Genomic DNA, 11,237 nt, shown 5'->3' with positions numbered 1-11,237 from the left:
GGTTCGATGCGCGTAAAACCTTGAAGGGGTTGCGCCAGAGCACTAGAACATCCAGTGATTATCTGGCGATTAACCTATCAAGCGACGGAAGCCAGTTTGGCGTTGGCCTGGTTCAAGCCCTTCTCCTGAAAGTCGCCACCCAGGTTCATGCCTTCGGCATGAATGAAGGTCACGTCGTGGATACCGATAAAACCCATCACCTGACGCAGGTAAGGTTCTTGATGATCCGCCGGGCCGCCGGCGTAAATTCCGCCGCGAGCGGTCAGCACGTAGGCACGCTTGCCGCTCAGCAGGCCTTGCGGACCGGTGTCGGTGTACTTGAAGGTGACGCCGGCACGCAGCACATGGTCAAGCCAGGCCTTGAGGGTGCTCGGGATCGCAAAGTTGTACATCGGCGCGGCCATGACCAGCACGTCGGCAGCCAGCAGTTCATCGGTCAATTCGTTGGAGCGATCCAGAGAAGACTGTTCGCTGTCGTTGCGCTGATCGGCAGGCTTCATCCAGCCACCCAACAGGTTGATGTCCAGGTGCGGCACCGGGTTCACGGCGAGATCACGCACAGTGATCTGATCGTCGGGGTGCGCGGTTTTCCACTGATTGATGAAGGTCTGGGTCAACTGACGGGACACCGAGTCTTGCTGGCGGGCGCTGCTTTCGATGATCAGAACGCGGGACATGCTGTGTAGCCTCCATCCGAGAATGTTGTAGGTCGATGGAGTGAAGGTTAAACAGAGCTGAATCGATGAAAAAGCGCAAATAATTGCTGCAAAGCATCGAAAATTTAGTTTAGATGCAACTCAACCCTTTGAGAGTGAGCTTGCTGGCGAAGGCGATGTGTCAGCACGAGCATGGATGACTGATCTACCGCCCTCACGAGCAAACCCGCTCCCACAAGGAAGATTTGCTGTTATTTCGGGGTACAGGTCAGATCGATGCGCAGTTTGATAATGGTGCGGGTGAACTTGGCCGTGGCGTTTTTATGTTTGCCGGCCACGACTTCGATGTTACGTGTCCGTGGCGCCTCGGGACCGTTGCGGAACACCACTTTGCAGCTCGCGTCGACGTCGCCGTAGTTGGCCACCTGGATGGAGCCAATGTCGTTATCCGTGGCGAAACTCTGGTAGTCGATCTTCATGCCATTGAGATTTTTCTGCACATCGATCGGATACGCAAAGGCTGTCAACGGCAGCAGTGCCAGCACCACACAACAGAATTTTTTCATTCGACAGTCTCCAATGGGGACCGTCAGCTTAGGACAAGAGGAGCTATTGATGAAAGCGCCCCGCGTGACCCTGGATCAATGGCGAACATTGCAGGCCGTAGTCGACCACGGCGGATTCGCCCAGGCCGCCGAGGTTCTGCACCGTTCGCAGTCGTCGGTGAGTTACACCGTTGCCCGTATGCAGGATCAGCTCGGTGTGCCGTTGCTGCGGATCGACGGTCGTAAAGCGGTACTGACCGAAGCCGGCGGCGTGTTGCTACGCCGCTCGCGGCAACTGGTCAAACAGGCCAGTCAACTGGAAGATCTCGCCCATCACATGGAGCAAGGCTGGGAAGCGGAAGTGCGGCTGGTGGTCGATGCGGCTTATCCAAGCGCACGTATCGTGCGTGCGTTGACTGCGTTCATGCCACAGAGCCGTGGCTGTCGCGTGCGTCTGCGTGAGGAAGTGTTGTCGGGTGTCGAGGAGGTGCTGCTCGAAGGCGTGGCCGATCTGGCCATCACCGGCCTGAGCATTCCCGGTTACCTGGGCGCGGAGCTGAGCGACGTGGAGTTTGTTGCGGTTGCTCACCCAGACCACAGCCTGCATCGACTCAATCGTGAACTGAGCTTCCAGGATCTGGAAACCCAGATGCAAGTGGTCATCCGCGACTCCGGTCGTCAACAGCCACGGGATGTCGGCTGGCTCGGCGCCGAACAGCGCTGGACCGTCGGCAGTCTCGCCACGGCCGCGACATTCGTCAGCAGCGGCCTGGGCTTTGCCTGGTTACCGCGACACATGATCGAACGGGAACTGAAAGAGGGATCGCTCAAGCTGCTACCGTTGGATCAGGGCGGCAGCCGCAACCCGAGTTTCTATCTGTATTCGAACAAGGACAAACCGCTGGGCCCGGCGACACAAATCCTCATCGAACTGTTGCGCACCTTCGACACCTTGCCGCTGGACGCACCGTTCGCCGCCCCTGAGCAAGTCTGACACGGAGTCCAGCGATGGCCTATTTTGCGCACGAAGGTTGCAACCTGCACTACGAGGAATATGGCCACGGCACGCCGTTGCTGCTGGTTCACGGGCTCGGCTCGAGCACGCTGGATTGGGAAATGCAGATCCCTGCGCTGGCCGCGCACTACCGGGTGATCGTCCCGGATATCCGTGGCCACGGGCGCTCGGACAAACCCCGCGAGCGCTACAGCATCGCGGGGTTCAGCGCCGATATGGTGGCGCTGATCGAGTATTTGAACCTTGGTCCGGTGCACTACGTCGGTCTGTCGATGGGCGGCATGATCGGCTTCCAGTTGGGTGTCGATCAGCCGCAGATGCTCAAGAGCCTGACCATCGTCAACAGCGCCCCTGAAGTCAAACTGCGCAGCCTCGACGACTATTGGCAATGGTTCAAACGCTGGAGCCTGATGCGCGTGCTGAGCCTGGCGACCATCGGCAAGGCGCTGGGCAGCAAACTGTTCCCAAAACCCGAACAGGCGAATCTGCGGCAGAAAATGGCGCAACGCTGGGCAAAAAACGACAAACGTGCTTATCTCGCCAGCTTCGATGCAATTGTTGGCTGGGGGGTTCAGGAACGACTTTCCCGGGTGACCTGTCCAACGCTCATCGTCAGTGCCGACCGTGATTACACACCTGTGGCACTTAAAGAAACCTATGTAAAACTGCTGCCCGATGCGCGGCTGGTGGTGATCGCTGATTCACGCCATGCCACCCCGCTCGATCAGCCCGAACGCTTCAATCAAACGCTGCTGGCGTTTCTCGCCGCAGCCGATACTCAATCTCAGGATCACTGACCCATGCTGAAAAAACTCGCCCTCGTCGCCGGCACCGTGCTGTTTGCTGCCAACCTGATGGCTGCTACCCCGGCCAAAGCGCCGCACGTGCTGCTGGACACCACCAATGGCCAGATCGAAATCGAACTGGACCCGGTCAAAGCGCCGATCAGTACCAAGAACTTTCTGGCGTACGTCGACAGTGGCTTCTACAACAACACGATTTTCCACCGTGTGATCCCGGGTTTCATGGCTCAGGGCGGTGGTTTCACCCAGCAGATGCAACAAAAGGACACCAAGGAACCGATCAAGAACGAAGCCAGCAATGGCCTGCATAACGTTCGCGGCACCTTGTCGATGGCCCGTACTTCCAATCCGAACTCGGCCACCAGCCAGTTCTTTATCAACGTCGCTGACAACGCCTTCCTCGATCCAGGCCGTGACGCCGGTTATGCGGTGTTTGCCAAAGTGGTCAAGGGCATGGACGTCGTCGACATCATCGTCAACTCGCAAACCACCACCAAAAGCGGCATGCAGAACGTGCCTGTCGACCCTGTGATTATCAAGTCGGCCAAACGCCTCGACTGAGTACAGCAGGGCATATCGAGCGGCGACGGCCTGATCCCGCGCCGCTCACACTGATAAAAGGAGAGCCCGTACTCCGGGCGGTTATCTGATGCTCTATCGCCGTTTTGAACAACTGATCGACATATTCCGCGACGCCCCTACGGCGTCTCCGCCCGACCGTGTGCTCCCCTTCTATACCTATTACCTGAAGCAGGTCTGGCCGAGTTTCGCCGCCCTGCTGGTGGTCGGCCTGTTCGCCGCGCTGATCGAAGTGGCGCTGTTCAGTTACCTGAGTCGCATCATCGACCTGGCCCAAGGTACGCCAAATCCGAATTTCTTCAGCGATCACGCCCTCGAACTGACGTGGATGGTGGTGGTTGCGCTTGTGCTCAGACCGATTTTCTTCGGCCTGCACGACCTGCTGGTGCACCAGACGTTAAGCCCCGGCATGACCAGCATGATCCGCTGGCAGAACCACAGCTACGTGCTCAAGCAGAGCCTGAACTTCTTCCAGAACGACTTCGCCGGGCGCATTGCCCAGCGCATCATGCAGACCGGCAACTCGCTGCGTGATTCAGCAGTGCAGGCGGTGGATGCACTGTGGCATGTGGTGATCTACGCGATCAGCGCGCTGGTGCTGTTCGCCGAAGCCGACTGGCGTCTGATGGTCCCGTTGCTGACGTGGATCGTCGCCTACATCGGCGCACTCTGTTACTTCGTGCCGCGGGTCAAGGACCGCTCGGTGGAAGCCTCCGACGCACGTTCGAAACTGATGGGCCGAATCGTCGACGGCTACACCAATATCGCCACGCTCAAGCTGTTCGCTCACACTCATTTCGAACAGCACTACGCCAGGGAAGCGATCGAAGAACAAACCGTCAAAGCGCAAATGGCCGGCCGCGTGGTCACCAGCATGGACGTGGCGATCACCGCCATGAACGGCTTGCTGATCGTCGGCACAACCGCGCTGGCCCTGTGGCTGTGGACGCAATCGCTGATCACCGTCGGCGCGATTGCCCTGGCCACCGGTCTGGTGATCCGCATCGTCAACATGTCCGGCTGGATCATGTGGGTGGTCACGGGCATCTTCGAAAACATCGGCATGGTCCAGGACGGTCTGCGGACCATCTCGCAGCCGGTCAGCGTCACCGATCACGAACACGCCAAACCGCTGGCCGTGGCCAATGGCGAGGTGTGTTTCGAGCACGTCGATTTTCACTACGGCAAGAAGAAAGGCATCATCGGCGACCTCAACCTGACCATCAAACCGGGTGAAAAAATCGGTCTGATCGGGCCGTCCGGCGCCGGTAAATCAACCTTGGTCAACCTGCTGCTGCGCCTCTATGACGTCGAGGGCGGGCGCATCCTGATCGACGACCAGAACATCGCCGACGTCAGCCAGGAAAGCCTGCGTGAGCGGATCGGTATGATCACTCAAGACACGTCGCTGCTGCACCGTTCAATCCGCGACAACTTGCTGTATGGCAAGCCTGACGCGACTGACGCACAGCTTTGGGATGCCGCGCACAAGGCCCGTGCCGATGAGTTCATTCCGTTGCTGTCGGACGCTGAAGGCCGCACCGGCTTCGACGCGCATGTCGGCGAGCGCGGGGTGAAGCTGTCGGGCGGTCAACGTCAGCGCATCGCGATTGCCCGCGTGCTGCTCAAGGACGCGCCGATTCTGATCATGGACGAAGCAACCTCGGCCCTGGACTCGGAAGTCGAAGCGGCGATTCAGGAAAGCCTGGAAACCCTGATGCAGGGCAAAACAGTGATCGCCATTGCTCACCGCCTCTCGACTATCGCGCGCATGGATCGCCTGGTGGTGCTGGAAAACGGCAAGATCGCCGAGAGCGGCACCCACGCCGAACTGCTGGCCCATGGCGGACTGTATTCGCGGTTATGGGCGCACCAGACCGGCGGATTTGTCGGGATCGATTGATCATTGGGTCAATACAATTGCAATGTGGGAGTGAGGGTTTCGACATTGCCGCCGGCCTCGCCTCCAACGGTTACGGCGAGCATTCGCCCGGTCAGTATTCGATGGCGGCCGGGTTTGTCACCGAACGGGTGATGACTGCGATGTTTGTGATCATCATTCTGGGCGCCACCGATAAACGTGCACCGCCGGGCCTCGCACCGATTGCCATAGGTCTGGCGCTGACGTTGATCCACCTGATCTCGATTCCGGTGACCAATACCTCGGTGAACCCGGCGCGCAGTACCGGGCCGGCGCTGATGGTCGGCGGCTGGGCCATCGCGCAGTTGTGGATGTTCTGGGTGGCGCCGCTGTCAGGTGCGGTGGCCGGTGAAGTGATTTATCTCTGGTTGGGTAACGAAAAAACCTGAGTCCAACACAAAACCAAATGTGGGAGCGGGCTTGCTCGCGAAGGCGTGGTGTCAGGCAATATTTGCTGTACTGACACACCGCCTTCGCGAGCAAGCCCCACATTGGAGATTTAGGTTTGGCGGTAGGGCAAGGCTGCTCTCGCTTCTTCGGCGTAGGCCAGGACACCGGCGCGTTCCTGCTGCAGGAAGTCTTTTACCGCCGCTTTCAGACCCGGATGCCGCAGGTAATGCCACGAGTGAGTGATCACCGGTTCGAAGCCACGAATCAGTTTGTGCTCGCCCTGAGCACCGGCATCGAAACGCTGATAGCCCTGGGCAATCGCGTAGTCCATGCCCTGATAAAAACAGGTTTCAAAGTGCAGCCGATCAAATTCGGCAAGGCATCCCCAATAGCGCCCGTAAAAACTGTCACCGCCAACCAGACTGAAGGCCATGGCCACCGGCCGTGAGCCCTGCCTGGCCAGCACCACGCGGATCGATTCGGGCATGCGCGCGGCCAGCAAACTGAAAAACTCTCGCGTCAGATACGGTGTCTGCCGACGCACGGCGTAGGTATTGGCATAGCAGGCGTAGACGAAATCCCACTGCGATTCGTTTAGCTCTCGCCCTTGTAGCCATTCAAATTCGAAGCCCTGCCCCGCCACCTGCTCGCGCTCCTTGCGCATCTGTTTGCGCTTGCGCGAACTGAGCACGTCGAGAAAATCCTGAAAGTCGCGATAGCCTCGATTGTGCCAGTGATACTGACAGCCGATGCGCTGCAACCAGCCCGGCTGCTCGGCCATGGCGGCGTCGGTGAACGGATCGGTGAAATTGATGTGCGCGCCGGACAGCCCTTCGATTTCCAGATAACCCGGCAGGCTCTTGAGCAGCTCAAAACCGTCTTCGACCTTGGCCGCCAGCAACCGAGGGCCGCTGACTGGACTGAACGGCACAGCCGTCAACAGTTTGGGGTAGTAATCGATTCCGGCTCGGGCGCAGGCATCTGCCCAGCCATGGTCGAACACATACTCGCCGTAGGAGTGCCACTTGCGGTAACCCGGCAAGGCGGCGATCAGCCGACCATCTTCGATGTGCAGTAAATGCTCCGGCTGCCAACCGGTGTGAGGGCCGACGCTGCCGCTGTCCTCCAGCGCACTGAGAAAAGCATGACGCAGAAACGGCTGATTGTCCGGCACCAATTCATCCCAAGTGGCCGGGGCGATTTCTGACAGGTTCTGCAGGCAGTGCAACGGCATCAAAGAGCTCTCCACTTCGGGGTTTCAGCGCTCGGCGAGTATCGCCGATTGCGCCGCATTGCACACCCGTCATCGGGCGACAGCGCTCTAGATCAATGGTTCACGACCAACGCGTACCGTCATCAACCTGCCATCACCGTGCCACTGCCCTGTCATAAACCATCGCGATACTGGCGCCTGTTTTTAGAGCGCCGGGTTCTACCCGGACACTGTTTTCCGACCTTCAACCGTCGGTTGTGCCCAGGATGGTTCAGCCATCCCACTCATCTTCGGAGATTGCTATGCGTCTTGCTTCCACGAAAACTGCGGCGGCCCTGTGCGGTGGCCTGTTACTGGCCATGAGCGTTCCGGCCAGTGCTGCAGTCGACGCCAAACTGCTCGACATGCTCAAGGCTAACGGTTCGATTTCCCAGGCGCAGTATGTAGAACTGCAAACTGAACTGGCCAAGGATCAGAAGGCTCAGCAAATCGCCCAGCAGGCGCAGCAAGAGACCAATGAACAAGTCGCGGCTGTCGCGAAGAAGACCAACGAACAAAGCGTCTTCGACCAGAAACTGGCCTGGGCTGCCAAGACCCAGTTCAAGGGTGACGTGCGCATCCGCCAGGAGACCGTCAAGATCGACGGCGAAGCCAACAACGGCGGCCGCGAAAAGGATCGTCAGCGCATCCGTGCACGTCTGGGTGCCTACACCGAGATCAACCCGCAAGTGGACACCGGCATCCGTATCGCCACCGGCGGCGGCGACGATGCTCGTTCGACCAACCAGGACCAGGACAACTACTTCGACAAGAAGCAGATCTGGCTGGACCTGGGCTACATCGACTACCACCCTGATGCGATCAAGAACCTGCATGTGATCGGCGGCAAGATGCTGCAACCGTGGGTGAGCATGGGCGACGTGATCTGGGACGGCGACATCAACCCGGAAGGTCTGGCCGTCACTTACAAGTACCCACTGGGCAGCAGTGCCGAACTGTTCGGCAGCCTGGGCAACTACAACCTCAAGGACAACGTCGACGGCGAAGGCGTGCAATTCCGTCACGACCTGCGCCTGACCTCCGGCCAGTTGGGTAGCCGCATCGCCATCACCGACAACCTGAAACTGACCGTTGGCGGCAGCGTCTACGCCTACCAGAACGATCAGGACAGCCGTTGCACGGGCTCTTCCACACCGTGCGCACTGGCCGTCAATGGCAACTCGGCCAACAACGAATTCCGTCTGTACGAGGGTTTCAGCCAGATCGACATCGGCGGTCTGCCAATGCCGCTGTCGTTCTACGGTCAGTATGTGAAGAACAACGATGCCGTGACCGATCAGGACACCGCCTGGTTGCTCGGCGCCAAGTCGAAAGTCTTCGGTCTGAACCTCGACTACAACTATCGTGACGTGCAGCGCAATGCTGTGGTCGGCGCCTTCACCGATTCCGACTTCGCCAACGGCACCACCGGTTCGCGTGGGCACAAGTTCAAAGTCGGCTACGACATCGACAAGAATTTCGCCCTCGGCGCCACGTACTTCCTGACCAAGGCTGACTACTCCAGCCGCACTCAGCGCGACGCCGACACCAACATTCTGCAACTGGACGCAGAAGCGAAGTTCTAAGCAACAGAGCAACAGATCTCAGGCGATGCGCTTCTCATCCGGGTGCAGCGCTTGAGATGCTTCAACAGTCTGGCGCGGCTACGGCGATCCCCATCATCCGTGTGCCGCAGGCGCGTCAGTCTGCTTCTCCCCCTAGGGGCTGTCTTCCCGAAGCCGCGCCGCCAACCGCTCGGCCAACGCATCCACCCCCTCTTCAGGTTTCTCCGGCATCGCCTTCAGCGTCGCCTGCATCAATCGCATCTGGCGTATAAAGCGCCGGCAATTGGGGCAGAACATCAGGTGATGACGCACCATCAGTTTTTCGCGAAAGCTCAGCTGGCCATCGAGATAATCGCTGGAGCGCGCCACTTGTTCCTTACAGGTCAGCATTCCCCGGTCTCCTCAAAATGCTCCACTGTCGCGAAGACTTTCAGCCGCGCACGATGCAGCAGCACACGGACATTGGAGAGCGATATCTCCAGAAGATTACAGATCTCTTCGAGCTCAAGGCCTTGGCGTTCGCGCAACAACAAAACGCTGCTTTGCAGTTCCGACAGGTTGAGCAGTGTGTGTTCGAGGCACTCACGCAACTCGCTTTCGGTGAGCAGCGCTTCAGGCGTGTCCTGGTGCCAGGCGAACGGTGCGATCAGCCAGTGGCCATCGCCGGGGGAAAAGCGGTCATCATCAATGGTGCCGTGGGGTGACGGCAAGTCATCCATCAACACTTCGCGGCGATTCTGCTTGTAGCGACTCTTGGCCGAGTTGGCGGTGATGGTCAGCAACCAGGTCTTGAGACTGGAGCGGCCTTCGAAACTGCCGATATGGCGCACTACCGACAGCCATGCATCCTGCACCACTTCTTCGACGTGACGCTGGCCGACAATCGCATAAGCGACGGCGCGCATGGCGCTTTGATAAGTCGTGACCAGTTCCTTGAAAGCCTGTTGCTCGCCTGCCAGCAAACGCGCGAGCAGTTGGGTGTCGTCAACCGCCATCCATCAATCCCCTTGTTCCGACTTCGAAAATGATAGCGGCAGGATTCGCCTGAAGCGTCTCCTGCCGCCATTTCCGAAAACTACAGCGTTTCAACCGACTCGGATGTAGGAAAGGTCAGCGTGATTAAGCGGAAATTAAACCACTTTCAACGCTTGCGCAGAATCACGCTACCGATCGAGTAACCCGCACCGAACGAACTCAATACCGCCAGCGAACCGGCAGCCAGATCATCCTGATACTTGTGGAAAGCAATCACGGAACCGGCAGAGCTGGTGTTGGCGTAAGTGTCGAGGATCACCGGGGCTTCCTCTTCGGTGGCCTCGCGGCCCAGCAGTTTGCGTACGATCAGATGGTTCATGCTGAGGTTGGCCTGGTGCAGCCAGAAACGCTTCACATCGCCGACATTGAGCTGGTTCTCTTCCAGATGCGCACCGACCAGTTCAGCCACCATCGGGCAAACATCCTTGAACACCTTGCGGCCTTCCTGCACGAACAGCTTGTCGCGAGTACCGACGCCCTCTTGCGCTGCGCGGTTGAGAAAGCCGAAGTTGTTGCGGATGTTGTTGGAGAACTTGGTCAGCAGTTTGGTGCTGACCACGTCGAACTGGTATTTGGACGTAGCCAGATCGGCGCGCTCGATGATCACGGCCGTGGCGGCGTCGCCGAAGATGAAGTGGCTGTCGCGGTCACGGAAGTTCAGGTGACCGGTGCAGACTTCCGGGTTGACCATCAGGATCGCCCGGGCCTGGCCCAGTTGCACGCTGTTGGCGGCTGCCTGAATGCCGAAGGTGGCCGAGGAACAGGCCACGTTCATGTCGAAACCGAACCCCTGAATGCCCAGGGCTTCCTGGACTTCGATGGCGATGGCCGGGTAAGCACGCTGCAAGTTGGAGCAGGCGACGATCACGCCGTCGATGTCAGCGGCGGTTTTGCCGGCGCGTTGCAAGGCTTGTTCGGCAGCACCGATGGCCATTTGGCAAAGTACCGACCATTCCTCGTTGGAACGCTCCGGCAGACGCGGGGCCATGCGCTGCGGATCAAGAATGCCTTCTTTGTCCATGACAAAGCGGCTCTTGATGCCCGAGGCTTTTTCGATGAAGGCGGCGCTGGATTCCGTCAGGGCCTGGATGTCGCCGCTGGCGATGGCGTCTGCGTTGTCCGCGTTGAATTGCGCGACGTAGGTATTGAAAGACTGCACCAGCTCTTCGTTGGAGATGCTGTTGGCCGGGGTGTACAGGCCGGTGCCGCTGATGACGACGTTATGCATGGTCGTTTCTCTAATCTGTTCAGGCAGAAAGTGCTGGAACCGTCGTACCAACACACAAAGGGTCTATTCCCATCCGGGGGACGCAAACCTGGCATCGTTTTATTCCGTTGCGTGACCACGCCGAAGGCTCTGGGTCGCGAAACAGGCATTTATGGTCGCGAAGTTTGCCATAAACCCAAGGTTTTGGCCCCTTTCTCAAGCACAACGCAAATCCCAAGGCGGGGGGCTTGCTCGCGAAGGCGGTGTGT

The 11,237-nt window shown here is 58.9% G+C and carries 11 protein-coding genes and 1 pseudogene; 6 read left to right on the top strand and 6 right to left on the bottom strand.

Annotated features, from left to right (window positions below; all coding sequences use genetic code 11):
- Positions 1-77: 77 nt before the first annotated feature.
- A complete protein-coding gene (locus AACY18_RS11325; RefSeq protein WP_221729353.1) occupies positions 78-677 on the bottom strand; it encodes an FMN-dependent NADH-azoreductase in 600 nt (199 codons plus the stop codon).
- 230 nt (positions 678-907) lie between these two features.
- Positions 908-1,222 carry a 3-phosphoglycerate kinase gene (locus AACY18_RS11320; RefSeq protein WP_221729354.1) on the bottom strand — a complete coding sequence of 105 codons (315 nt, stop codon included), beginning with the start codon at positions 1,220-1,222 and terminating at the stop codon, positions 908-910.
- A 49-nt stretch (positions 1,223-1,271) separates the two neighbouring features.
- Here AACY18_RS11320 and AACY18_RS11315 point away from each other — a divergent pair, with 49 nt between their 5' ends.
- The 5 genes and pseudogenes from AACY18_RS11315 to AACY18_RS11295 form a co-directional block, all read left to right on the top strand.
- Positions 1,272-2,195, top strand: coding sequence for a LysR family transcriptional regulator (locus AACY18_RS11315; protein ID WP_339431060.1), 924 nt, complete (start codon positions 1,272-1,274; stop codon positions 2,193-2,195).
- A 14-nt stretch (positions 2,196-2,209) separates the two neighbouring features.
- Complete coding sequence (locus tag AACY18_RS11310; RefSeq protein WP_339431059.1) at positions 2,210-3,013, top strand: alpha/beta fold hydrolase; 804 nt, start codon at positions 2,210-2,212, stop codon at positions 3,011-3,013.
- A gap of 3 nt (positions 3,014-3,016) precedes the next feature.
- Entirely contained in the window at positions 3,017-3,580 is a 564-nt protein-coding gene (locus AACY18_RS11305) for a peptidylprolyl isomerase (protein WP_339431058.1), read from the top strand.
- 88 nt (positions 3,581-3,668) lie between these two features.
- Positions 3,669-5,501, top strand: a complete 1,833-nt coding sequence (locus AACY18_RS11300) for an ABC transporter ATP-binding protein (protein ID WP_339431057.1) — start codon at positions 3,669-3,671, stop codon at positions 5,499-5,501.
- A gap of 26 nt (positions 5,502-5,527) precedes the next feature.
- Positions 5,528-5,908, top strand: a pseudogene (locus AACY18_RS11295) (aquaporin); the annotation flags it as partial.
- A 110-nt stretch (positions 5,909-6,018) separates the two neighbouring features.
- On the opposite strand, the gene AACY18_RS11290 reads toward AACY18_RS11295, so the two are convergent.
- Positions 6,019-7,143, bottom strand: coding sequence for a GNAT family N-acetyltransferase (locus tag AACY18_RS11290; RefSeq protein ID WP_339464888.1), 1,125 nt, complete (start codon positions 7,141-7,143; stop codon positions 6,019-6,021).
- A gap of 281 nt (positions 7,144-7,424) precedes the next feature.
- On the opposite strand from AACY18_RS11290, the gene AACY18_RS11285 reads away from it, so the two are divergent.
- On the top strand, positions 7,425-8,747 hold the full coding sequence (locus tag AACY18_RS11285; RefSeq protein ID WP_221729360.1) for a putative porin: 1,323 nt from the start codon (positions 7,425-7,427) through the stop codon (positions 8,745-8,747).
- A 132-nt stretch (positions 8,748-8,879) separates the two neighbouring features.
- Here the strand turns inward: AACY18_RS11285 and AACY18_RS11280 are convergent, their stop codons facing one another.
- The 3 genes from AACY18_RS11280 to AACY18_RS11270 all read right to left on the bottom strand — a co-directional run bounded on the left by AACY18_RS11280 (position 8,880) and on the right by AACY18_RS11270 (position 10,989).
- Positions 8,880-9,116, bottom strand: coding sequence for an anti-sigma factor family protein (locus AACY18_RS11280; protein ID WP_339431055.1), 237 nt, complete (start codon positions 9,114-9,116; stop codon positions 8,880-8,882).
- Positions 9,110-9,721: an RNA polymerase sigma factor gene (locus tag AACY18_RS11275; RefSeq protein WP_221729362.1), complete on the bottom strand. Its 612-nt coding sequence runs from the start codon at positions 9,719-9,721 to the stop codon at positions 9,110-9,112. Before AACY18_RS11275 ends, AACY18_RS11280 begins: the two co-directional genes overlap by 7 nt.
- A gap of 146 nt (positions 9,722-9,867) precedes the next feature.
- The gene (locus tag AACY18_RS11270; RefSeq protein ID WP_339464887.1) at positions 9,868-10,989 is read right to left on the bottom strand and encodes a beta-ketoacyl-ACP synthase III; all 1,122 of its coding nucleotides are present in this window, start codon (positions 10,987-10,989) and stop codon (positions 9,868-9,870) included.
- Positions 10,990-11,237: the final 248 nt, after the last annotated feature.

Origin of the sequence: Pseudomonas sp. EA_65y_Pfl2_P74 (genome assembly GCF_963970575.1) — a bacterium.
In the GTDB taxonomy this organism is placed as follows: domain Bacteria; phylum Pseudomonadota; class Gammaproteobacteria; order Pseudomonadales; family Pseudomonadaceae; genus Aquipseudomonas; species Aquipseudomonas baetica_A.
Note: the sequence above shows the minus strand (reverse complement) of the source record. Positions and strands in the feature narration are given on the sequence as shown.